General features: G+C 69.7%; 27 protein-coding genes and 1 pseudogene. 23 read left to right on the top strand and 5 right to left on the bottom strand.

The features are described 5' to 3' along the window. The first annotated feature begins 373 nt into the window (after positions 1 to 373). The 4 genes from ACTWQJ_RS13505 to ACTWQJ_RS13490 all read left to right on the top strand — a co-directional run bounded on the left by ACTWQJ_RS13505 (position 374) and on the right by ACTWQJ_RS13490 (position 3,729). Positions 374 to 1,315 (top strand): heme o synthase, encoded by a 942-nt coding sequence (locus tag ACTWQJ_RS13505; RefSeq protein WP_224740155.1) that lies wholly within the window; start codon positions 374 to 376, stop codon positions 1,313 to 1,315. 43 nt (positions 1,316 to 1,358) lie between these two features. Continuing rightward, on the top strand, positions 1,359 to 1,679 hold the full coding sequence (locus ACTWQJ_RS13500) for a hypothetical protein (protein ID WP_443306877.1): 321 nt from the start codon (positions 1,359 to 1,361) through the stop codon (positions 1,677 to 1,679). Between the two features lie 187 nt (positions 1,680 to 1,866). Continuing rightward, positions 1,867 to 2,973, top strand: a complete 1,107-nt coding sequence (locus ACTWQJ_RS13495; RefSeq protein WP_443306876.1) for an amidohydrolase family protein — start codon at positions 1,867 to 1,869, stop codon at positions 2,971 to 2,973. 18 nt (positions 2,974 to 2,991) lie between these two features. Next, entirely contained in the window at positions 2,992 to 3,729 is a 738-nt protein-coding gene (locus tag ACTWQJ_RS13490) for a nucleotidyltransferase domain-containing protein (RefSeq protein ID WP_443306875.1), read from the top strand. Here the strand turns inward: ACTWQJ_RS13490 and ACTWQJ_RS13485 are convergent. Genes ACTWQJ_RS13485 through ACTWQJ_RS13475 form a run of 3 tightly spaced genes read right to left on the bottom strand, consistent with a single transcriptional unit; the run spans position 3,684 to position 6,484 of the window. Continuing rightward, positions 3,684 to 4,751: a COX15/CtaA family protein gene (locus ACTWQJ_RS13485; protein WP_443306874.1), complete on the bottom strand. Its 1,068-nt coding sequence runs from the start codon at positions 4,749 to 4,751 to the stop codon at positions 3,684 to 3,686. The two genes, ACTWQJ_RS13490 and ACTWQJ_RS13485, sit on opposite strands and share 46 nt — an antisense overlap. A gap of 33 nt (positions 4,752 to 4,784) precedes the next feature. Beyond that, a complete protein-coding gene (locus ACTWQJ_RS13480) occupies positions 4,785 to 5,501 on the bottom strand; it encodes an ABC transporter permease (protein ID WP_443306882.1) in 717 nt (238 codons plus the stop codon). 59 nt (positions 5,502 to 5,560) lie between these two features. Next, positions 5,561 to 6,484 carry an ABC transporter ATP-binding protein gene (locus tag ACTWQJ_RS13475; protein ID WP_443306873.1) on the bottom strand — a complete coding sequence of 308 codons (924 nt, stop codon included), beginning with the start codon at positions 6,482 to 6,484 and terminating at the stop codon, positions 5,561 to 5,563. A 181-nt stretch (positions 6,485 to 6,665) separates the two neighbouring features. On the opposite strand from ACTWQJ_RS13475, the gene ACTWQJ_RS13470 reads away from it, so the two are divergent. From ACTWQJ_RS13470 to ACTWQJ_RS13435, 8 genes are all read left to right on the top strand, one after another. Continuing rightward, positions 6,666 to 7,415, top strand: a complete 750-nt coding sequence (locus ACTWQJ_RS13470) for a helix-turn-helix transcriptional regulator (protein ID WP_443306872.1) — start codon at positions 6,666 to 6,668, stop codon at positions 7,413 to 7,415. After that, positions 7,412 to 8,833 (top strand): Fe-S cluster assembly protein SufB, encoded by a 1,422-nt coding sequence (gene sufB, locus ACTWQJ_RS13465; RefSeq protein ID WP_443306871.1) that lies wholly within the window; start codon positions 7,412 to 7,414, stop codon positions 8,831 to 8,833. Before ACTWQJ_RS13470 ends, sufB begins: the two co-directional genes overlap by 4 nt. A 65-nt stretch (positions 8,834 to 8,898) precedes the next feature. Then, complete coding sequence (sufD, locus tag ACTWQJ_RS13460) at positions 8,899 to 10,083, top strand: Fe-S cluster assembly protein SufD (RefSeq protein WP_443306870.1); 1,185 nt, start codon at positions 8,899 to 8,901, stop codon at positions 10,081 to 10,083. Beyond that, entirely contained in the window at positions 10,080 to 10,409 is a 330-nt protein-coding gene (locus tag ACTWQJ_RS13455; protein ID WP_409472802.1) for a non-heme iron oxygenase ferredoxin subunit, read from the top strand. The genes sufD and ACTWQJ_RS13455 overlap by 4 nt, the downstream gene beginning before the upstream one ends. 7 nt (positions 10,410 to 10,416) lie before the next feature. Next, complete coding sequence (gene sufC, locus ACTWQJ_RS13450) at positions 10,417 to 11,181, top strand: Fe-S cluster assembly ATPase SufC (protein WP_443306869.1); 765 nt, start codon at positions 10,417 to 10,419, stop codon at positions 11,179 to 11,181. After that, on the top strand, positions 11,178 to 12,446 hold the full coding sequence (locus ACTWQJ_RS13445) for a cysteine desulfurase (protein ID WP_409472804.1): 1,269 nt from the start codon (positions 11,178 to 11,180) through the stop codon (positions 12,444 to 12,446). Before sufC ends, ACTWQJ_RS13445 begins: the two co-directional genes overlap by 4 nt. Positions 12,447 to 12,459: 13 nt before the next feature. Next, positions 12,460 to 12,918, top strand: a complete 459-nt coding sequence (gene sufU, locus ACTWQJ_RS13440; RefSeq protein WP_351296297.1) for a Fe-S cluster assembly sulfur transfer protein SufU — start codon at positions 12,460 to 12,462, stop codon at positions 12,916 to 12,918. After that, on the top strand, positions 12,915 to 13,247 hold the full coding sequence (locus tag ACTWQJ_RS13435; RefSeq protein WP_030403776.1) for a metal-sulfur cluster assembly factor: 333 nt from the start codon (positions 12,915 to 12,917) through the stop codon (positions 13,245 to 13,247). The genes sufU and ACTWQJ_RS13435 overlap by 4 nt, the downstream gene beginning before the upstream one ends. A gap of 68 nt (positions 13,248 to 13,315) precedes the next feature. Here the strand turns inward: ACTWQJ_RS13435 and ACTWQJ_RS13430 are convergent, their stop codons facing one another. Beyond that, a complete protein-coding gene (locus ACTWQJ_RS13430; protein WP_443306868.1) occupies positions 13,316 to 14,140 on the bottom strand; it encodes an AbfB domain-containing protein in 825 nt (274 codons plus the stop codon). A gap of 190 nt (positions 14,141 to 14,330) precedes the next feature. Here ACTWQJ_RS13430 and ACTWQJ_RS13425 point away from each other — a divergent pair, with 190 nt between their 5' ends. The 8 genes and pseudogenes from ACTWQJ_RS13425 to ACTWQJ_RS13390 all read left to right on the top strand — a co-directional run bounded on the left by ACTWQJ_RS13425 (position 14,331) and on the right by ACTWQJ_RS13390 (position 19,541). Then, on the top strand, positions 14,331 to 14,651 hold the full coding sequence (locus tag ACTWQJ_RS13425) for a DMT family transporter (RefSeq protein WP_443306867.1): 321 nt from the start codon (positions 14,331 to 14,333) through the stop codon (positions 14,649 to 14,651). Next, on the top strand, positions 14,651 to 15,190 hold the full coding sequence (locus ACTWQJ_RS13420; RefSeq protein ID WP_443306866.1) for a TetR/AcrR family transcriptional regulator: 540 nt from the start codon (positions 14,651 to 14,653) through the stop codon (positions 15,188 to 15,190). The genes ACTWQJ_RS13425 and ACTWQJ_RS13420 overlap by 1 nt, the downstream gene beginning before the upstream one ends. Before the next feature lie 305 nt (positions 15,191 to 15,495). Further along, the gene (dapD, locus tag ACTWQJ_RS13415; RefSeq protein ID WP_443306865.1) at positions 15,496 to 16,491 is read left to right on the top strand and encodes a 2,3,4,5-tetrahydropyridine-2,6-dicarboxylate N-succinyltransferase; all 996 of its coding nucleotides are present in this window, start codon (positions 15,496 to 15,498) and stop codon (positions 16,489 to 16,491) included. A 438-nt stretch (positions 16,492 to 16,929) separates the two neighbouring features. Next, positions 16,930 to 17,541, top strand: a complete 612-nt coding sequence (locus ACTWQJ_RS13410) for an RNase A-like domain-containing protein (RefSeq protein WP_443306864.1) — start codon at positions 16,930 to 16,932, stop codon at positions 17,539 to 17,541. 27 nt (positions 17,542 to 17,568) lie between these two features. Beyond that, a complete protein-coding gene (locus ACTWQJ_RS13405) occupies positions 17,569 to 18,129 on the top strand; it encodes a hypothetical protein (protein ID WP_443306863.1) in 561 nt (186 codons plus the stop codon). 63 nt (positions 18,130 to 18,192) lie between these two features. Then, positions 18,193 to 18,492, top strand: coding sequence for an RNase A-like domain-containing protein (locus ACTWQJ_RS13400; protein WP_443306862.1), 300 nt, complete (start codon positions 18,193 to 18,195; stop codon positions 18,490 to 18,492). A gap of 13 nt (positions 18,493 to 18,505) precedes the next feature. Then, positions 18,506 to 19,069 (top strand): annotated as a pseudogene (locus ACTWQJ_RS13395) (contact-dependent growth inhibition system immunity protein); the annotation flags it as partial. A 235-nt stretch (positions 19,070 to 19,304) separates the two neighbouring features. After that, the gene (locus tag ACTWQJ_RS13390; protein ID WP_443306861.1) at positions 19,305 to 19,541 is read left to right on the top strand and encodes a hypothetical protein; all 237 of its coding nucleotides are present in this window, start codon (positions 19,305 to 19,307) and stop codon (positions 19,539 to 19,541) included. A 33-nt stretch (positions 19,542 to 19,574) separates the two neighbouring features. On the opposite strand, the gene dapA is transcribed toward ACTWQJ_RS13390, so the two are convergent. Continuing rightward, the gene (dapA, locus tag ACTWQJ_RS13385; protein ID WP_443306860.1) at positions 19,575 to 20,498 is read right to left on the bottom strand and encodes a 4-hydroxy-tetrahydrodipicolinate synthase; all 924 of its coding nucleotides are present in this window, start codon (positions 20,496 to 20,498) and stop codon (positions 19,575 to 19,577) included. 179 nt (positions 20,499 to 20,677) lie between these two features. Between dapA and ACTWQJ_RS13380 the strand changes: the two genes are divergently transcribed. From ACTWQJ_RS13380 to ACTWQJ_RS13370, 3 genes are all read left to right on the top strand, one after another. Further along, complete coding sequence (locus ACTWQJ_RS13380; protein ID WP_443306859.1) at positions 20,678 to 20,812, top strand: hypothetical protein; 135 nt, start codon at positions 20,678 to 20,680, stop codon at positions 20,810 to 20,812. Next, on the top strand, positions 20,809 to 21,501 hold the full coding sequence (locus ACTWQJ_RS13375) for a hypothetical protein (protein WP_443306858.1): 693 nt from the start codon (positions 20,809 to 20,811) through the stop codon (positions 21,499 to 21,501). Before ACTWQJ_RS13380 ends, ACTWQJ_RS13375 begins: the two co-directional genes overlap by 4 nt. Positions 21,502 to 21,524: 23 nt before the next feature. Continuing rightward, on the top strand, positions 21,525 to 21,926 hold a 402-nt coding region (locus tag ACTWQJ_RS13370), incomplete at its 3' end, for a phage holin family protein (RefSeq protein WP_443306857.1).

Below are 21,926 nucleotides of genomic sequence, written 5' to 3'. Positions count from 1 at the left end.
GTCAGGGCTCCTCTCCACATGTCGAAGGCCGGTGACCTGGACGTACACCGGCTGCCGGTGTACATCGCGCCCACCGGCCGTTGTCGAGCCTACCCCCGTAAGAACGTGCGTTTTCTCGCGTCATTCCAGACTGCCGGGAGTCGGGGGGATCCGCCCCCCGACCGGGCCATTCCGCATTCGGCAGATGAATACGGAGCCGCTCATCCGACTGCTCAATCGGCCCCCGACATGCACCCCTGAGCACGCCGCCCAACACGACCCACCCCCGCGAAGGCCGAGGTATGGGCAACGTCTACAGTGGCGTGGTACGCGCGAGCCTTTACCGGGACTTCACACGGGGAGGCTTGCTGGGATGTCTCTGTCAGGGGTGTGCGTGACGGCCGTTGAATCCCGTCCTGCGGGAGTAACCGGGACGAGCCCGACCCACCGGCCGTTCGGGGCCCGTGTGAAGGCGTTCGTGGCGCTGACCAAGCCGCGGATCATCGAGCTTCTGCTCATCACCACGGTCCCGGTGATGTTCCTCGCCGAGCAGGGTGTGCCGGACCTCTGGCTGGTACTCGCGACCTGCATCGGCGGCTATCTGTCCGCGGGTGGCGCCAACGCGCTGAACATGTACATCGACCGTGACATCGACGCGCTCATGGACCGCACCTCGCAGCGGCCGTTGGTCACCGGCATGGTCTCCCCGCGAGAGGGCCTCGTCTTCGGCATCACCCTCGCCGTCGTCTCCACGCTCTGGTTCGGACTGCTCGTCAACTGGCTGTCCGCGTGGCTGTCGCTCGGCGCGCTGCTGTTCTACGTCGTCGTCTACACGATGATCCTGAAGCGGCGTACGTCGCAGAACATCGTGTGGGGCGGCATCGCGGGCTGCATGCCCGTCCTCATCGGCTGGTCGTCGGTCACGAACTCCCTGTCGTACGCCGCCGCCATCCTCTTCCTCGTCATCTTCTTCTGGACGCCGCCGCACTACTGGCCGCTGTCGATGAAGGTGAAGGACGACTACGCGCGCGTGGGCGTGCCGATGCTTCCGGTCGTCGTCTCGAACAAGGTGGTCGCCCGGCAGATCGTCCTCTACAGCTGGGTGATGGTCGGTGCGTCCTTGCTCCTGCAGCCGCTCGGCTACACCGGCTGGTTCTACACGGTGGTGGCCCTGGTGACGGGCGGCTGGTGGCTGTGGGAGGCCCACGCGCTGCAGGCGCGCGCCCAAGCCGAGGTCACGGGCGCCAAGCTCAAGGAGATGCGCCTGTTCCACTGGTCCATCACCTATGTGTCACTGCTGTTCGTGGCGGTGGCGGTGGATCCCTTCCTGCGGTAGCCGTCCCTTTCCGTCTGGTCTACTCGCCGGTAGCATCCTGGCCATGGAAGACACGCAGCAGGTTGACGCGAAGGCCGAGCGCAAGGTGGCCCGGCTCGCCAAGCAGATCAACGCCTTCGCCAAGGCCCACGGCGGCGCCGAGGGCCAGGTCGCGTACATCGGCGACCGCGGTGCCCGCATCGTCCTGGTGGGCGAGGACGGCGGCTGGGGCGACCTGGTGGCCCCCACGTACGCGATTGCGGAGCAGGCCGTGCAGAAGTCGGGGATCACCGTCCACGAGGCTTTCGACGGCGAGTTCGCGGCGAAGGTGAAGACGGGCTCGTACGAGTGGAAGCGCATGGCGGGCATCCAGGTAGGCGGCTGAACAACGCCGCCTAAGGGGCGCGGGGCTGTGACATATGCGGCTCCGCCGCGTGGGCGCGACAAGCCCAAGACGGCCCGCAGTCGCCGAACAGCCTGAGCCACCCTCCCCCTCCCGCAACACCAAATCGCCGGTTCACCCGTTAGGACCCTGTAGAGCAAGCGCAGCGTCCACTCACGGGGGAGCCCGGATGATCGAAACGTCGTCCCTGGTGGACCAGTACTGCCACGGCGTCCTGACAACAGAGCTGGGCCTCGGCACCTTCGAGGCCCAGCTGTCCCGCACCGAGGGCCCACCCGCCCCCGGCACCACCCTCTTCGACACCCAGACCGGCTTCGCCGTACGGAGATGGTGCCCCCCGCTGCTCGGCCTGGAGCCGCACTGCCCGCCCGCCCGCTATCTCGCCCGGCGTCGCGAACTCGGCGTACCGGATGCGGTCCGGCGTCTGCTGCGCGGCAGCGGAATCACCACATATCTGGTCGACACCGGGCTGCCCGGCGACCTCACCGGCCCCGCCGAGATGGCCTCCGCCTCGACCGCCGAGGCGCGTGAGATCGTTCGCCTGGAGCTGCTGGCCGAGCAGGTCGCCGACACCTCCGGCACCGTCGAGTCGTTCCTCGCCAACCTCGCCGAGTCGGTGCACGGAGCCGCCGCGAACGCCGTCGCCTTCACGTCCGTGGCGGGCGTGCGGCACGGCCTCGCGCTGGCGCCCGAGCCGCCGGGGCCGGGCGAGGTACGGGGCGCGGCGGGCCGCTGGCTGGCCGCACGCCGGGTGGGCGGGGAGCTGAGCGACCCGGTGCTGCTACGGCACCTGCTGTGGATCGCGGTCGCCTCCGGCCGGCCGCTCCAACTGCACGCGGGGCTCGGTGAGCCGGGACTGCGCATCGACCGTACGGATCCGGTGCTGCTCACCGACTTCGTGCGGGCGACGGCGGGCCTGGGCACCGACCTGGTCCTGCTGCACGGCTACCCGTACCACCGCCACGCCGCCCACCTCGCCGGCGTCTTCCCGCATGTCTACGCCGACTCGGGCGCAGCCCTGGTGCGTACCGGCGCCCGGGCCGCGACCGTCCTCGCCGAGATCCTGGAGCTGGCCCCCTTCGGCAAGATCCTCTTCTCCAGCGGCGCCCAGGGGCTGCCCGAGCTGCACGTGGTGGGGGCGCGCCTGTTCCGGGAGGCCCTGGGACGGGTGCTGGGAAGCTGGGTGGCCGAGGGCGCCTGGTCGCTGGAGGACGCGCAGCGGGTCGCCGGGCTGATCGCGGCGGGGAACGCGCGCAGGGTGTACGGGCTGGAGTGAGGTGTCCAGACTGGGCGCATGCCGACTGCCGCGTTACTCGACCGTTTTCTCACCGAGCTCGGGGCTCTCGCCCCCGCCGCCGTCTGGGCGCACGGCTCGCTCGCCGGTGGCGACTACCAGGAGGGCCGCAGTGACCTCGACCTGATCGCGGTGGTGCCGGGGCCGTTGATGCCGAGCGCCGTGTGGCGTGTGGCGGTGCTGCACAACCGACTGCGCGCCGAGCCGCTCGCCGACAGGCTGCACTGCAGCTATCTCACTCCCGACGCCTTCGACGACTCCGGGCGACCGCATCTGACCTGGGCTCAGCGTCAGTTGATGCATCGGCCGGTCACCCCCGTCACCCGCCGCGAACTGCACACCTTCGGCCGGGTTCTGCACGGGGCGCCGCCGACGGGCCTGCTGCCACCCGTGTCGGACCGGGAGCTCAACGATTTCGTCGTACGCGACCAGCGGGAGTTCTGGCGGCCGGTGGTGCGCAAGGCCCGGCCGTGGACGCAGGACGCCTGGGTGGACGTGGGCCTGACGACCTTCGCCCGCGCGAGCGTCACCCTGCGGGAGGGCCGTCTGATCTCCAAGCGGGAGGCCCTGGAAGTGCTGCCCGCTCTCGGGGCGCCCGTCGAGGTGGTCGAGGACATCCGTCGGCGGCGCTACGGGGATCCCGCCCCGCCCGCCGAGCAGTGGACGGTCCGGCGGGGCGAACTGACCAGGAGCTACCTGGGGCCGGCCATCGACGCGCTGGTGGCGGCGTACGCCTGAGTCGCCGGGGCCGAAACGTCGTCGGCCTGGGCGAGCGGACCGCGTTCACGCAGCGACAGCAGCACGAGCACCGCGCCGATCCACACCAGGCACGAGCCGAACATGTGCGCGCCGACCAGCACCTCGGGGAGGTCCGTGAAGTACTGGACGTAGCCGATGGCGCCCTGGGCGAGCAGGATCAGGAACAGGTCACGCGTGCGGTTCAACGGACCCTTGGGGGCGTCGACCGCCTTGAGGACGAACCACAGGGCGAAGGTCAGCGTCACCACGATCCAGGCCAGGACGGCGTGCACCTTGCTGACGTCCTCCCAGGTCATGCCCATCGGCAGGGCCATGCGCGGCACTTCGCTGGAGTCGCCCGCGTGCGGACCCGTGCCGGTGACCACCGTGCCGACCGCGATCAGCGCGGCGGTGACGCCGACCAGGACCCACACCAGTTGCTGCACGACCTTGCCGACCAGCGGACGCGGCACCTCGTCGCCCTCCCGGGTGCGCCGCCACATCACCGTGGCGACCGCGATCAGGACCGAGGACAGGAGGAAGTGGGCCGCGACCGTGTACGGGTTGAGGCCCACGAGCACGACGATGCCGCCGAGCACCGCGTTGCCCATGACGAGCCAGAACTGCGCCCAGCCCAGCCGGGTCAGGCTGCGTCGACGGGGCTTTTCGGAGCGCGCGGCGATGATCGCCCAGCCGACCGCGGCGCACAGCACGTAGGCGAGCATGCGGTTGCCGAACTCGATGACGCCGTGCAGGCCCATCTCCCGGGTGGCGGTCAGGGAGTCGGCGGTGCACTTGGGCCAGGTCGGGCAGCCGAGGCCCGAGCCGGTCAGCCGTACCGCGCCGCCGGTGACCACGATGACCACCGACATGACGAGCGCGGCGAGGGCCGCCCGCTGAACCGTCCGGGGTGTCGGGGTCCAGCGTGCGGCGATGAAAGCGAGGGGGTTGCGCACGGCGGCTGCTGCGTCGGCGCGGGTCACGTTTGGCACGCCGACCATCGTAGGCGGGGGCTTGTGCATGCTTTCACGAGGGGTCCCGGGGAGGCGCGTCCCTCACTCCCAGCGGAAGAACTTCCCCGCCGCCGCTAGGCCCACGACCGCCCATGCGGCGAGGATCCCGAGATCGCCCCACGGCATGCCGGCCCCGTGCTGGAGCACGTCCCGCAGGCCGTCCGACAGCGCCGAGATGGGCAGCAGACCCAGCACGCTCTGCGCGGCGTCCGGGAACTTGTCCAGCGGGACGATCACCCCGCCGCCGACGAGCAGCAGCAGGAAGACCAGGTTCGCGGCGGCCAGGGTGGCCTCCGCCTTCAGGGTTCCGGCCATCAGCAGGCCGAGGCCCGAGAAGGCCGCCGTGCCGACGATCAGCAGGAGGAGGACGGCGAGGGGGTTGCCCTGCGGCGACCAGCCCAGCGCGAAGGCGATCACCGTCACCAGGAGCACCTGGAGGACCTCGGTGACCAGGACCGACGCTGTCTTCGCCGTCATCAGCCCCCAGCGCGGCAGCGGCGAGGAGGCGAGCCGCTTGAGCACGCCGTAGCGGCGTTCGAAGCCCGTCGCGATGGCCTGGCCCGTGAACGCCGTCGACATCACGGCGAGCGCGAGGATGCCGGGGGCGACGAAGTCGACGGCCTTGCCGGTACCGGTGTCGATGATGTCGACCGCACTGAACAGGACGAGCAGCAGCGTCGGGATGATCACAGTCAGCAGCAGCTGCTCGCCGTTGCGCAGCAGCATCCTCGTCTCCAGCGCCGCCTGCGCCATGATCATGCGGGAGAGCGGGGCGGCGCCGGGCTTCGGCGCGTACGTGCCCTTGTCGGCCGTGATCGTCACGAGCGCAGCTCCTTGCCGGTCAGCTCGAGAAAAACGTCCTCCAGGGTGTGCCGTTCCACCGAGATCCGGTCCGGCATCACCCCGTGCTGTGCGCACCACGAGGTCACCGTCGCCAGCAGCTGGGGATCGACCTTGCCGGCCACCCGGTACGAGCCCGGCGTCAGCTCGGCGGCCGCGCAGTCCGCGGGGAGTGCCTTGAGCAGCGAGCCGACGTCGAGGCCGGGGCGGCCGGTGAAGCGCAGGGTGTTCTCGGCGCCGCCGCGGCACAGCTCCTCGGGGGAGCCCTGGGCGATGACCCTGCCCCCGTCGATGATCGCGACGTCGTCCGCGAGCTGCTCGGCCTCGTCCATGTAGTGGGTCGTGAGGATCACGGAGACGCCGTCCTCCTTCAGATCCCGTACGAGATCCCAGGTGGCGCGGCGGGCCTGCGGGTCGAGGCCGGCGGTCGGCTCGTCCAGGAACACCAGTTCCGGGCGCCCGACCACGGCCATCGCCAGCGCGAGCCGCTGCTGCTGGCCGCCGGAGAGGCGACGGTAGGAGGTCCGGCCGCAGCTGCCGAGGCCGAGGCGTTCGATCAGCGCGTCCACGTCCAGCGGGTGCGCGTGCAGCCGGGCCACGTGGCGGAGCATCTCGTCCGCGCGGGCACCGGAGTAGACGCCGCCGGACTGGAGCATCACGCCGATCCGCGGGTGCAGCTCGCGGGTCTGCCGCACCGGGTCGAGGCCCAGGACGCGCACGGTGCCGGAGTCCGGCCTGCGGTACCCCTCGCACATCTCGACGGTGGTCGTCTTGCCGGCGCCGTTGGGTCCGAGAACGGCGGTGACGCCCGCCCCGGCCACCAGGTCGAGGCCGTTCACCGCGGTCTTGTCGCCGTACCGCTTCACCAAGGCCTGGACCTGGAGCACGGGCTCACTTCGCATGGGTCCAGAGTCTAGGTAAGGGGCCCGGTCCCTCGGTCGGGCGGGTGCGAGAACTGCTCGATCTGATCGATCAATGATCGTTTTCGCAGGTCAGCTTAGGTATGCCTAAGTGACGCAGCGCACCAGCCGCCGATCCGGACGCCGCTTGTCACGCTCTGAGGAATTACGCAACAATGGCGTTGTGAAAAACGTCGGCGAGGCTCGGGAGATCCCCACGGGGGCCCCTCAGGAGGAGCTCGCGACCGGGGAGCGCTCGACGCGCAACCGGGTCGCGCGGTCCATCCTGGACCACGGCCCGTCGACCGTCGCCGAACTCGCCGGACGGCTCGGACTCACCCAGGCGGCCGTACGGCGGCATCTGGATGCGCTGGTCACCGACGATGTTGTCGAGGCGCGCGAGCAGCGGGTCTACGGAGCGCGGACGCGCGGCCGGCCCGCCAAGGTGTTCGCCCTGACCGACTGCGGCCGGGACGCCTTCGACCAGTCGTACGACAAGCTCGCCGTCGACGCGCTGCGCTGGATCGCCGAGCGGGAGGGCGGCAGCGAGGCGGTCGCCGCCTTCGCCCGCGCCCGGATCGCCGCCCAGGCAGGCGCGTACCGCAAGGCGGTCGAGGCGGCCGCCCCCGAGGAGCGGACGGAAGCGCTGGCCAAGGCCCTGAGCGTGGACGGGTACGCTGCTACGGCGCGCAGCGCCCCCACCGGCGAGCAGTTGTGCCAGCACCACTGCCCGGTCGCCCATGTCGCCGAGCAGTTTCCGCAACTGTGCGAGGCCGAGACGGAATTTTTCGCCGAGTTGCTCGGTACTCACGTACAGCGGCTGGCCACCATCGCGCACGGCGACGGTGTCTGCACCACCTTCATTCCGAAGACCCCGAAAACTTCCACCACCCAGAACGCATCTGCAAGCACGGCCGGGAGGAACCCCGCATGACTCTCCCCACGGAGACTGCTCACCCTGAGCTCGAGGGCCTGGGCAACTACGAATTCGGCTGGGCCGACTCCGACGAGGCCGGTGCCTCTGCCAAGCGCGGCCTGAACGAGGACGTCGTCCGGGACATCTCCGCGAAGAAGTCCGAGCCGGAGTGGATGACCAAGCTCCGTCTCAAGGGCCTGCGGCTCTTCGAGAAGAAGCCCATGCCGACGTGGGGCTCGGACCTGTCGGGCATCGACTTCGACAACATCAAGTACTTCGTGCGCTCCACGGAGAAGCAGGCGGAGTCCTGGGAGGACCTGCCCGAGGACATCAAGAACACGTACGACAAGCTGGGCATCCCGGAGGCGGAGAAGCAGCGCCTCGTCGCGGGTGTCGCCGCCCAGTACGAGTCCGAGGTCGTCTACCACCAGATCCGCGAGGACCTGGAGGAGCAGGGCGTCATCTTCCTCGACACCGACACGGCGCTGAAGGAGCACCCGGAGCTCTTCAAGGAGTACTTCGGGACCGTCATCCCGGTCGGCGACAACAAGTTCGCCTCGCTGAACTCGGCCGTGTGGTCCGGCGGCTCCTTCATCTACGTGCCGAAGGGCGTGCACGTCGAGATCCCGCTCCAGGCCTACTTCCGGATCAACACCGAGAACATGGGCCAGTTCGAGCGGACGCTGATCATCGTCGACGAGGGCGCCTACGTGCACTACGTCGAGGGTTGTACGGCCCCGATCTACAAGTCGGACTCGCTGCACTCCGCGGTCGTCGAGATCATCGTCAAGAAGAACGCCCGCTGCCGCTACACGACCATCCAGAACTGGTCGAACAACGTCTACAACCTGGTCACCAAGCGCGCCGTGGCGTACGAGGGCGCGACCATGGAGTGGATCGACGGCAACATCGGCTCCAAGGTCACCATGAAGTACCCGGCCGTCTACCTGATGGGCGAGCACGCCAAGGGCGAGACCCTGTCCATCGCCTTCGCGGGCGAGGGCCAGCACCAGGACGCCGGTTCCAAGATGGTCCACATGGCGCCGAACACCTCGTCCAACATCGTCTCCAAGTCGGTGGCGCGCGGCGGCGGCCGTACCTCGTACCGCGGCCTGGTCGAGATCGGCGAGGGCGCCGCGGGCTCGAAGTCCAACGTGCTCTGTGACGCGCTGCTGGTCGACACGATCTCGCGTTCCGACACCTACCCGTACGTCGACGTCCGCGAGGACGACGTGTCCATGGGCCACGAGGCGACCGTCTCCAAGGTCTCCGAGGACCAGCTCTTCTACCTGATGAGCCGCGGTCTCTCCGAGTTCGAGGCGATGGCGATGATCGTGCGCGGCTTCGTCGAGCCGATCGCCAAGGAGCTGCCCATGGAGTACGCGCTGGAGCTCAACCGGCTGATCGAGCTGCAGATGGAGGGCGCGGTCGGCTGACCCGGCCCCCGCTCCGACAGCAGCCTGAAGACTCATTGACGTAGGAAGAGAGCAACACGACAGCCATGGCTGAGGCTCAGAACATCCCGGTGGGGTCCACCACCGCCGGATCCATCGCGGTGGCCGCCGAGTCGACCGTCGCCACGCGCATGAGCGCGCCCCCGTCCTTCGACGTGGCGGACTTCCCAGTTCCGCACGGCCGCGAGGAGGAGTGGCGGTTCACGCCGCTGGAGCGGCTGCGCGGGCTGCACGACGGCACCGCGGTGGCCAACGGAACCGGTGTGAAGGTAGCGGTCGAGGCCCCCGAGGGCGTCACCGTCGAGACGGTCGGGCGCGACGACGCCCGGCTCGGCAAGGCGGGCACCCCCGTGGACCGCGTCGCCGCCCAGGCGTACTCGGCCTTCGAGAAGGCCTCGGTCGTGACCGTCCCCAAGGAGATGGTGCTCGAGACCCCGATCCGCATCGCCGTGCACGGCGAGGGCGGGGTCGCCTACGGCCACCAGGTCGTCGAGCTGGGCAACTTCGCCGAGGCCGTCGTCGTCATCGACCACACCGGTGACGCCGTGCTCGCCGCCAACGTCGACTACATCCTGGGCGACGGCGCCAAGCTGACCGTCGTCTCCATCCAGGACTGGGACGAGAAGGCCGTGCACGTCGGCCAGCACAACGCGCTGGTGGGCCGGGACGCGAGCTTCAAGTCCGTGGTCGTCACCTTCGGCGGCGACCTCGTCCGTCTCCACCCGCGCGTGCAGTACGCGGGCACCGGCGGCGAGGCCGAGCTGTTCGGCCTGTACTTCACCGACAAGGGCCAGCACCAGGAGCACCGCCTCCTGGTCGACCACAACACCCCGCACTGCAAGTCCAACGTCGCCTACAAGGGCGCGCTCCAAGGCGACGACGCGCACGCGGTGTGGATCGGCGACGTCCTCATCGAGGCCAAGGCCGAGGGCACGGACACCTACGAGATGAACCGCAACCTGGTTCTGACCGACGGCGCCCGCGTCGACTCCGTGCCGAACCTGGAGATCGAGACCGGCGAGATCGTCGGCGCCGGCCACGCGAGCGCCACCGGCCGCTTCGACGACGAGCAGCTCTTCTACCTGATGGCCCGCGGCATCCCGGAGCACGAGGCCCGCCGCCTCGTCGTCCGCGGCTTCTTCGCCGAGCTGGTCCAGCAGATCGGTGTCGCCGACATCGAGGAGCGCCTCATCGCGAAGATCGAGGAAGAGCTGGAGGCGGCGGTCGGATGACTGACCCGTCGAGGTTCGTACGCGTCTGCGGACTGAGCGAGCTGGAGGAGGACACCCCGAAACGGGTAGAACTCGAAGGCACGCCGGTCTCGGTCGTCCGTACCGAGGGTGAGGTGTTCGCGATCTACGACATCTGCTCGCACGCGAACGTCTCCCTCTCCGAGGGCGAGGTGGAGGACTGCCAGATCGAGTGCTGGCTGCACGGCTCCAGCTTCGACCTCCGCACCGGCAAGCCGTCCGGCCTACCCGCGACGCGCCCTGTCCCCGTATACCCCGTAAAGATCGAAGGGGACGACGTACTCGTCTCCCTCACCCAGGAGTCCTGAGGCACCCATGGCAACGCTTGAAATCCGAGACCTGCACGTCACCGTCGAGGCCGACAACTCCACCAAGGAGATCCTCAAGGGCGTCGACCTCACTGTGAAGCAGGGCGAGACGCACGCCATCATGGGCCCCAACGGCTCGGGCAAGTCGACCCTCGCCTACTCCCTCGCGGGTCACCCGAAGTACACGATCACCAGCGGCACCGTCACCCTCGACGGCGAGGACGTCCTCGCGATGTCCGTCGACGAGCGCGCCCGCGCCGGCCTGTTCCTCGCCATGCAGTACCCGGTCGAGGTCCCCGGCGTCTCGGTCTCCAACTTCCTGCGCTCCTCCGCCACCGCCATCCGCGGCGAGGCCCCCAAGCTGCGCACCTGGGTGAAGGAGGTCAAGGAGGCCATGGAGCGCCTCAACATCGACCCCTCCTTCGCCGAGCGCAACGTCAACGAGGGCTTCTCCGGCGGTGAGAAGAAGCGCCACGAGATCCTCCAGCTGGAGCTGCTCAAGCCGAAGGTCGCCATCCTCGACGAGACCGACTCCGGCCTCGACGTCGACGCCCTGCGCATCGTCTCCGAGGGCGTCAACCGCGTCCGCGAGACCGGCGAGGTCGGCACCATGCTGATCACGCACTACACGCGGATCCTCCGCTACATCAAGCCCGACTACGTCCACGTCTTCTCGGCCGGGCGGATCGTGGAGTCCGGTGGCGCCGAGCTCGCCGACAAGCTGGAGAACGAGGGCTACGAGGCGTACACGAAGGGTGGCGTATCCGCGTGACCTCAACCCGCCAAGGGCTCCCCGGCCTCCTCGACACCGAGGCCATCCGCAAGGACTTCCCGATCCTGGACCGCCTGGTCCACGACGGTAAGAAGCTCGTGTACCTGGACAACGCGGCGACCTCGCAGAAGCCGCGCCAGGTGCTCGACGTGCTCAACGCGTACTACGAGCGGTACAACGCCAACGTCCACCGCGGCGTGCACGTCCTCGCCGAGGAGGCCACGGCGGAGTACGAGGGCGCCCGCGACAAGGTCGCCGCCTTTATCAACGCGCCGAGCCGCGACGAGGTGATCTTCACCAAGAACGCCTCCGAGTCGCTCAACCTCGTGGCCAACATGTTGGGCTGGGCCGACGAGCCCTACCGCGTGGACCACGAGACCGAGATCGTCATCACGGAGATGGAGCACCACTCCAACATCGTTCCGTGGCAGCTGCTGTCGCAGCGCACCGGCGCGAAGCTGAAGTGGTTCGGCCTCACGGACGACGGCCGGCTCGACCTCTCCAACATCGAGGAGATCATCACGGAGAAGACGAAGATCGTCTCCTTCGTGCTGGTCTCCAACATCCTGGGCACGGTCAACCCGGTCGAGGCCATCGTGCGCCGCGCGCAGGAGGTCGGTGCGCTGGTCTGCGTCGACGCCTCGCAGGCTGCCCCGCACATGCCCCTGGACGTGCAGGCCCTGCAGGCCGACTTCGTGGCCTTCACCGGCCACAAGATGTGCGGCCCGACCGGCATCGGCGTCCTCTGGGGACGTCAGGAGCTGCTGGAGGACCTGCCTCCGTTCCTCGGCGGCGGCGAGATGATCGAGACGGTGTCGATGCACTCGTCTACGTACGCCCCCGCCCCGCACAAGTTCGAGGCGGGCACCCCGCCGATCGCGCAGGCGGTCGGTCTGGGCGCGGCCATCGACTACCTGAACTCCATCGGCATGGAGAACATCGCCGCGCACGAGCACGCGCTCACCGAGTACGCGGTGAAGCGCTTGCTCGAGGTCCCCGACCTCAGGATCATCGGCCCGATGACGGCCGAGGACCGGGGCGCCGCGATCTCCTTCACGCTCGGCGACATACACCCCCACGACGTGGGCCAGGTCCTCGACGAGCAGGGCATCGCGGTCCGGGTCGGCCACCACTGCGCCCGCCCGGTCTGCCTGCGGTACGGAATTCCTGCGACCACGCGAGCGTCGTTCTATCTGTACTCCACGCCGGCCGAGATCGACGCTCTGGTGGATGGCCTGGAGCACGTACGGAACTTCTTCGGCTGAGGGGCTGCTGCCAGTGAAGTTGGATTCGATGTACCAGGACGTCATCCTGGACCACTACAAGCACCCGCACGGGCGCGGTCTGCGTGATGGCGACGCCGAGGTGCACCACGTCAACCCGACCTGCGGCGACGAGATCACGCTGCGCGTCAAGTACGACGGGGAGCGGATCGAGGACATCAGCTACGAGGGTCAGGGCTGCTCGATCAGCCAGGCCTCGGCCTCCGTGCTGAACGAGCTGCTCGTCGGCAAGGAGCTGGCCGAGGCACAGAAGATCCAGGGCGTCTTCCTGGAGCTGATGCAGTCCAAGGGCCGCATCGAGCCGGACGACGCGATGGAGGAGATCCTGGAGGACGCGGTCGCGTTCGCCGGAGTCTCGAAGTACCCCGCCCGAGTGAAGTGCGCGCTGCTCAGCTGGATGGCGTGGAAGGACGCGACGGCCCAGGCCTTCGCGGAGGAGGCGAAGACCGCATGAGCGAGACCGTTGAGATGAAGCCGGCCTCGGAGGAAGAGCTCCGCGAGGCCCTGATGGACGTCGTCGACCCCGAGCTGGGCATCGACGTCGTCAACCTCGGCCTGATCTACGGCATCCACGTCGACGACGCGAACATCGCCACCGTCGACATGACGCTGACGTCCGCGGCCTGCCCGCTGACCGACGTCATCGAGGACCAGGCGAAGTCGGCGACCGACGGCCTTGTCAGCGAGCTCCGTATCAACTGGGTCTGGATGCCGCCGTGGGGCCCGGACAAGATCACGGACGATGGGCGGGAGCAGCTGCGGGCTCTGGGCTTCAACGTCTGAGCCTGTTTTTCCCCGGCTGTTTCAGTGGCCCCCGGCGGCAGCGCCGGGGGCCACTGTCGTGCCCGGCCTCAGCTCAGGCCATCCACCAGGCGGAACGCCGAGTCGGCGGGGAAGTTCCGGTCGCCGTGCCGGTACTCGTCCAGGCGCAGGCGGAAGTTCTGGTGGCGCAGGAAGCGGCCGGGGTAGTTGACGGACTCCAGCATGATCACGCCGGACTGGCCGGTGGAGCGGGGGCAGAACGTGGCGTCCTGCTGGAAGAGGCGGGAGCCGTCGTGACGGTCGGCGCGCAGCTCGAAGTCGCGGTGGCGCAGGTAGCTGCCGTCGGCTGTGACGAAGGAGTGGCAGGAGGATGCGGCCAGGCCCTGCACCAGCTTGAAGGTCGCGTCCCTGCGGTCCGAGGACGAGGTGATCGCCTCGAGCGTGACCCGTCCGTGGCTCACCCGCCAGTAGTGGTCCGGGTAGTTGACCGAGCGCAGGGAGCGCCAGGTGGTCGACGGCGGCTTCGGGGCCGGTGAAGTGGTGTGGGGCACGGGGGACTTGGACGCCGTGGCGGTGGGGGTGGTGGGCCGGTGGGATGTGGTCCTGGTGGGCTCTGCGGACGGCAGGGCGCCCTTCCCGCCGGGCGGGGTGGTGGTGGCGCTCGCCGAGGGGGTGGCGAAGGAGATCAGCCCGGGTATGGACGCCTCGTCGGCCGCGGGGGACTGGCTCAGGGGTGACTTCTCGTCAGGCTGCGTCTGCATGACGGATATCGCGGTCACGCACGCGACGATCGTGGCCAGGGCGAGGGCGCCCGCCAGCCAGAGCCGCCGGGTGCCGGGCACCCGGGAGGTGTCCGGGGTCCAGTTGTTCTCCCACGGTTGGTTCTGCGGGCGCCGAGACGTGCTTTCTGGCATGCGCGGTTCCTCCAGCGGCGCCCGTGGCGACGGTCGTGGCCGTGACGGTCCGGTACTTGAGCGGTGAAACACTAGTGGACACGGCGACCGTGGAGCAGCCGATTCCGCAAGCGTTTTCCCCATCGGTTCCCGGGCATTGTCCAAGCCGGGACGTGTACGGATGTACTCATCGTTGTGTACGCTTGTACGCATGGGGTACGCACTGCTCGCAGGAGCCATCGCGGCCGAGGTGGCCGCCACCACGGCGATGAAGTACAGCGAGGGGTTCAGCAGGCTCTGGCCCTCGCTCGTCACCATGGCCGGGTACCTCGTCGCCTTCGCCCTGCTGGCGCAGACGCTCAAGACGATCGAGATCGGCACGGCGTACGCCATCTGGGCCGGGGTCGGCACCGCGGTGATCGCCGCGATCGGCATGGTGTTCCTCGGCGAGAACATGACCGCGGCCAAGGTGGCGGGCATTGCGCTCGTCATCTGCGGAGTCGTGCTGCTCAATCTCGGCGGGGCGCACTGATGACCACTCGACGCTACGACCCCGAGCGGCGGCAGCGCATCATCGACGCCGCGATCCGGGTGGTTGGCGAGAAGGGCATCGCCGGGCTCAGCCACCGCTCCGTCGCGGCCGAGGCCGATGTGCCGCTCGGCTCCACCACGTACCACTTCAAGACGCTGGACGAGCTCATGGTCGCCGCACTGCGCCAGGCCAACGAGGGCTTCGCCAAGGTGGTGCGCAGCCGTGGCGCGCTCGAGGACCGGCGCGTCGACCTCGCCGGTGAACTCGCCGCGCTGACGGGGGAGTGGCTCACGGGTGAGCGTACGGGCGTCGAGCTCGAGTATGAGCTGTATCTCGCCGCCCTCCGCCGCCCGGCGCTGCGGCCCGTCGCCGCCGAGTGGTGCCAGGACCTCGCCGACGTGATCGCCGACCGCACGGATCCGGTCACGGCGCGGGCGCTCGTCGCGCTGATGGACGGCATCTGCCTGCAGGTGCTGCTGACGGGCGGGGAGTACGACGAGGCGTATGCGCGGGAGATGCTCGCGCGGCTCATTCCCTGACGAGGCGACGCGTTCGGTGAAGGGGCGATGCACCCGGCGCACCGTGGGCGACGGGTGCCCACCGCGCGCGGGGCTGGTGGCCGTTAGCCGGCCGGCCGTGGGCGGCGGCGGTGTTCACTGACGATGTCGGGTTTCCGCGGGACGCTCGTCGTGCTGCGGTGGTGGTGCGTCCGGCGAGCGAGGTGTCGGGCGCACCCGCCGCACCCGGTCCGCACGCTGAGACGACCGGCTGCCCCCGGCCCGCACCCTGAGACGGCCGCCCCGCCGGTTCGCCTCCCCGGCCCCCCGCCGGTTAGGTTTCTGGCATGACCGACACGACTGCTACTGCACCTCGCACCACCGGCGCCGTCGCCGCCGGCCTTGCCACCGTCACCGCCGACGGCACCGTTCTCGACACTTGGTTTCCCGCGCCCGAGTTGTCCGCCGAGCCCGGCCCGGCCGGCACGGAGCGGCTGAGCGCCGAGCGCGCCGTCGAGCTGCTCGGCGAGGGCGCCGCGAAGGCCATCGGCCCGGACGCCCGCCGCGGCGTCGAGGTCGTCGCGGTCCGTACGGTCATCGCGTCCCTCGACGACAAGCCGCTGGACGCCCACGACGTGTACCTGCGTCTGCACCTGCTCTCGCACCGCCTGGTCAAGCCGCACGGCCAGAGCCTGGACGGCATGTTCGGCTTCCTCGCCAACGTCGCCTGGACCTCGCTCGGCCCGGTCGCCGTGGACGATCTCGAGAAGGTCCGGCTGAACGCCCGCGCCGAGGGCCTGCACCTCCAGGTGACCAGCATCGACAAGTTCCCGCGCATGACGGACTACGTCGCGCCGAAGGGTGTCCGTATCGCCGACGCCGACCGGGTGCGGCTCGGCGCGCACCTCGCCGAGGGCACCACGGTCATGCACGAGGGCTTCGTGAACTTCAACGCGGGCACGCTCGGCACGTCGATGGTCGAGGGCCGCATCTCGGCCGGCGTCGTCGTCGGCGACGGCTCCGACATCGGCGGCGGCGCATCCACCATGGGCACCCTGTCCGGCGGCGGCAACGTGATCATCTCGATCGGCGAGCGCTGCCTCATCGGAGCCGAGGCGGGCGTCGGCATCGCGCTGGGCGACGAGTGCGTGGTCGAGGCCGGCCTCTACGTCACCGCGGGCACCCGCGTGACCATGCCCGACGGCCAGATCGTCAAGGCCCGTGAGCTGTCCGGCGCCTCCAACATCCTCTTCCGCCGCAACTCCGTCACCGGCACGGTCGAGGCTCGCCCGAACAACGCCGAGTGGGGCGGTCTGAACGAGGTGCTGCACAGCCACAACTGATCACCGGCGGCCGTGATCTGCGGCCGCCTGATCGATCAACGCCCGGATCTGCTGCTGAGGAGTCGGCAGCTGTCGGCGTTGGTCATCATTGAGCGCCTTTCCACGGCCCCAGGGCGGCCCGGGAGGGCGCTCGTGCGTTGCGGTCGGCTGATGGGCCTACGTATCGGCGAGGTCGGGTAGCGCCGAACCGTTGACCTCGCGCTTTCACGGGGTGACCTGTCCTGTCCGAGGCTTGATCAAATGAGCGAGGCGCTTATTTGATCAAGCCTCGGACGCCCGCACTCGCGAAAGCGCGAGGCCAGCCGATGTAGGGCTCTGACCGGTTGGCCAAGCCGTGATCGATCCGCATCCGCACCGACGGGTGGATGTTCAGGTTGTCCAGCCGACTGGGGTGCACGAACGCTACTTCCTTTTCGGGGCGTTCGGATCGTTGAAGCAGTGGACTCGGGCCATGTCCCCAAGTTCGAAGCCCAGGAGGCGCGTGCGCAAGGCTTCGGTATGCGGGCCCTGGAGGAGTTCAAGGACTCGCAGGTCTGGCTGAAGGTCGACTCGAACGGCAAGTACGACCTCAACCTCGCCGCCAACGAGTACCTGGAGAACGGCCACACCCTGGACAAGCATGTCGGCAAGACGGACGAGCAGTTGGCGCAGCGTCTGCGCGACCAGCAGACGTACGGCCCGACCCAGGCCTGGCCGTACGGCAGGCCGTACCCCGGCGCCTCTTCGGCCTTCCCGAACTACCGCCGGGCGGAGGAGCTGACCGAGTACAACCTCAACAAGAACAAGGCCGCCATCGAGGCGTGGATCAAGGGCCCGCCGCCGGAAGAGGGCAAGGTCGAGAAGTTCCGTTCGACCGCGCCGAACGGCGAGACGAGCGGCCGCAGCGTGTTCAAGCAGCCGGTGGACCCGAACGACCCGCTGCCCGGGTACAAGGAGGGCGGGATGAACGCCAAGGCGTACGACGTCACCGGCATCGACACGCGGATCCGGTACGACAGCAGCCGCAACCCACCGTTCACGGTCGTGACGTCGATGCCCTACAAGCCCTAGCACCCCGCCGGGAAAGGCCAGCACCACATGTCCACCGACCAGACGTTCTGGGAGGCCGCGGTACGCCACCTGTACAGGGACGCGTCCGCGTACATCGCCACCGGCCCGCGCTGCCATGAGGACTGGGTCCTCGACGTTCTCGCGCTGATGGCCCGGGCCGTACCGGACCCCCGGGGCTGGGCCCGCGTCGACGACGCGGCGCAGGACCCGGAGCGTGAGGGGTACCCCACGTACCCCTTCGCCGTCCACCCTCCGGAGTACGTCGCGCCGCGCCTCAAGGAGATCGACCGGGACAGCGCCGAGAACCTGCTCCTGGCCCTCACGGAAACGGGCTGCACCCTGTCCAATCTCCAGTACTTCACCGAATCCCCGGACGAACTGCGGGCGATGGCTCGCACGATCCTCGCTCGTTACGGGGATGAGGCCACGTATCACACCAACGTCAGCAAGCACGGCAGCGCGCCCGGCACTATCGACTTCACGCTGGAGAGCTTGGAGTACAGCCCGCTGGGCGTCCTCATGGAGGACTGCGGCCTCGTCATCGTCTCGGACACCGAGGTCGGCCTGTTCTGGAGCTTCGCCGACTAGTGATCCGGCCGCCGATCCGTCCGAGCGCAGCCCCTGACCAGGTGATTTGAGAGGATGCCCCCCGTGCTGACCCGTTCCGCCTCCTATCCCGACCGGGAGACCGCCCACTGGGCCACGCAGCAGGTGGTGACCGCCAACGAGCAGGTCATCCACCGCCGGCTCGCCCAGGGCACCCGGGCCCGTCTCACCATCGAGGCCGCCTGGCCCTCCCGCGAGGAGCCCGTGGGCCGGGTACAGCTGGAGGGCGACCTGCTGGTGGGGCGGGGGCCCGTCGACGTCCGCGCGGCGCGCGTGGTGCTGCGCCGTGAGCCGTCGAGCCCGCACGGCTTCGTCGTTCACACGATCGTCCCGTTCTACCTGTAGGGGCTGCCCGCACATGTCCATGAAGCCCCTCGAACACGACCGCCGGTACGGCGAGCTGGACCAGGTGATGCGCGCCTACCTGGGGCAGCCGGCCGACGACACCCCGGAGCGGCGCAGCCGCGCACTGGACGCGTACCTCCGTCATACCTGGCACACCCGCCCCTGGGCCATCGCGGAGGCGGAGCGCCAGCTGCGCGAGTACAGCCGCAACCCTCCGGGCCGCATCCGGCACAGGCTGGGCGAGTTCTACGCGATCCCGGACACCGGGATGCCCCAGTCCGAGATCGGCGACTGGCTGATGGTGCTGGCCGACCACCTGAGGAAGAGCATCGAGGAAGGCGACGTACCCGAACCGTCGTCCCCGCAGACTCACTGGGAGTGGCACGCGCGCTTCCCGGAAACCGCGCAACTGCTCGGCGGCTGGTTCTCGCAGGACATGCCGGACGAGTTCGACGACCACGACGCGGCCGTCGCCGACTACCTCGCGCACACCGACCCGCACCTCGTCGCCCGGCTCACCGGTGAGCTCCACGAACTCCTCGCCCTCGACCTGGACGAGTCCGACTACGCCCTGGCCGCCGGTACAGGGTGACCGGGCCGGTCGCGAGGGCCCGACGAACGACCAGTGCCGCAGGGCAGGGGCGAGCGTCCGATCTGCGTCTCATACAGAACAACCACAGCTGACGCCCGCCGTCGCTCACGACGATCGCTTAAAAGGATTACCGTCCGTTACCTCGGACGGCCCCCGGCAGATGAATCCGGTGGACCCAGTGTCCGGTCAGATGCCGAACCGGTGAGATGAGGACTGAGCAATGACGAACGAGCGGGCGAGGAGCGTGGCGCGCCGGCTGACCGGTGTGGTCACCGTGGCGACGATGTGCTGGCTCCCGGCGGGTGCCGCACACGCGGACGAGACCAACACGGCCTCGCACAACGGCCCGCGGATCGGCCTGATCAACACCGGCCAGGTCGACGACCCCATGGAGGACGTGCTGGAGCACTTCCGGCTGGTCGGTGACGAGCGCACCGTGGAGAACGGCCAGAGCTGATCCGCCCCACCGCGAGCACCGAGGCCCGGCGCCCTACCGATCCTCGTACGTGGCCAGCTCCTCGTACGCCGCCAGGAGACCGTCCCTCGCCTCGCGGCCCGCGGGGCGCAGGGGCGGGCGGACCGGGCCCGACGGTAGGCCCAGCGCGGACAGCAGCGCCTTGGCGGTGACCGTGCCGGGCAGGCCCGCGGACATCATCGCCTCGATGAGCGGAGTGGCCCGCTGCTGGCCGCGGGCCGCGTCGGCCGTATCCCCGGCGTCGAACGCGTCCAGCACCGAACGGATGTGACATGGAGTCACATTTGCCACCGTACTGATGCAGCCGGCCGCGCCCACCGCGTACAGGGCGAGATTGTGCTCGTCGCAACCGGCGTAGTACGCCAGGTCCGTACGGGACAGGACCTTCTGGGTGCCGAGGAAGTCGTACGAGCAGTCCTTGACCGCCACGATGCGGGGGTGCCCGGCGAGGCGGATGATCGTCTCCGGCTCGACGCGGGTGCCGGTGCGGCCCGGGATGTCGTACAGGACGACCGGCAGCCCGGACGCGTCCGCCACCTCGCGGAAATGCGCCTCGACCGCGTCCTGCGGCGGCCGGCTGTAGTACGGCGTGACCACCAGCACTCCGTCCGCGCCCGCCTTCTCGGCCTGAAGGGCGAGCTCGATCGTGTGCCGGGTGTCGGACGTCCCCACCCCCGCCACGACCGACGCGCGGTCCCCGACCGCCTCCCGGACCGCCCGCACGAGCGCCGACTTCTCCGCGTCCGAGGTGGTCGGCGACTCACCCGTCGTGCCGTTGAGCACCAGACCGTCACAGCCCTGCGCCATCAGCCGCTCGGCGAGCCGCCCCGCGCCGTCGACGTCGAGTGCGCCCGACTCGGTGAAGGGAGTGATCATCGCGCAGAGCACGCGGCCGAAGGGAGGGCGGCGGCGGTGGTGGGGTTCGCCATGGTTCGTCATAGGAGCAGTCTCGGCAGCGCGACCGTTCAGCTCCACTTAATTCTTCTACGATGTATTGATAAGCGTTACTGCGACGTGTCAGGTTTCCTGCCCCGGGGCCCTATGTCCAATGCGGCCCTTCGTGGGTCACCATGGCCGGGACGGTCCACCACCGCCGGACATGGGACATGGGAGGCGTCATGAAGCTCGGCAGGGCACTCGCCACCGGAGTCGCGGAAGAGCGGCCGGTCGTGCACGAGGAAGAACTCGAACTCCCCGAAGAAACCAAGGACTTCGCACAGGTCGCGTCCGAAGAGGTGCCGGCCGCGCGATGAGGTTGCGGCTTCCCGAGGAATGCCCGACGGAGCCGCCGACCGGATACAAGATCGCCCACCCGGTGCTGTCCCAGGACGGCACCCGGGCCGCCTTCACCGGCGTGTCGCTGGGCGGCGCGCTGCCGTACGGAGTCGTGGCCGACGCGTCCTGCGTCTACGGCCTGCGGCACGCGGCACCGCACCGCCGCTGCGACTGCGGCTTCCACTGTGTGCACGACCGCTCGGTGGCCGAAGGGCTGCTGTGCACCGCCGAGCACCGGGCGGCCGTCCTGCTCGAGGTCCTGGTGCTCGGCCGCTACATCCGTTTCGAACGCGGTTTCCGCTACGCCCGCCAGCGGGTGCGCACGGCGACCGTCGGCCCCTGCGCCTGCGGTACGACCGCCGCGGCGCTGGCCGACGCCGGCTGGGGCAGGCCCGGCTGGCACGCCCTCGCGCCCTCCTGCGCGGGCTGCCTGCGCGGCCGTACGTCCGTGTCCCTGGCCGGATTCGCCCGGCTGGCCGGGGACGGGCTGCGCGTGGCGGCATCCGGCGGCGGCCGGGCGGTGCCGGCCGGACTCGACGCGTCCGACGGACTCGGCGTGCCCGAACTTGTCGCGGAGGCCGCCCTGTTGCAGGCCCGGCTCGACTGGTTCCAGACCCAGCTGGCACGGCTCGGCGAGCCCGGCAGCGGCGGCGCGGGGAACGGGTAGCGCAGGCCGGCCCGGGTACCCGGATGTTCCGGACCGAGAGGAGGCGGAACACCGTGACCGGGATCCCGGACGTCAAGCCCGTGCGCGACGAGCGTCACTCGGTGGGCGAACTCGTCGGCCAGGCAACCGAACAGCTCTCCCGCCTCGTACGGCAGGAAGTGAGCCTCGCCAAGGAGGAACTGGCCGAGAAGGGCCGGCGTGCGGGCCGCGGCGGCGGCCTCCTGGGGGCCGCGGGCGCCCTCGCCTACGCCGGACTGCTCGCCCTCGCCGCCACGGCCGCCGCCGCGCTCTCGCTGACGCTGCCCGTCTGGGCCGCGGCGCTCATCGTCACGGCGGTGCTCTTCGCACTCGCCGGTGTGCTGGCCGTGACCGGCCGCGCCCAGCTGCGCCGCGCGGTACCCCCCACACCCGAGGTGACTCTCGGC

Source organism: Streptomyces sp. KR55 (genome assembly GCF_052245645.1).
Taxonomy (GTDB): domain Bacteria; phylum Actinomycetota; class Actinomycetes; order Streptomycetales; family Streptomycetaceae; genus Streptomyces; species Streptomyces flavusporus.
Note: the sequence above shows the minus strand (reverse complement) of the source record. Positions and strands in the feature narration are given on the sequence as shown.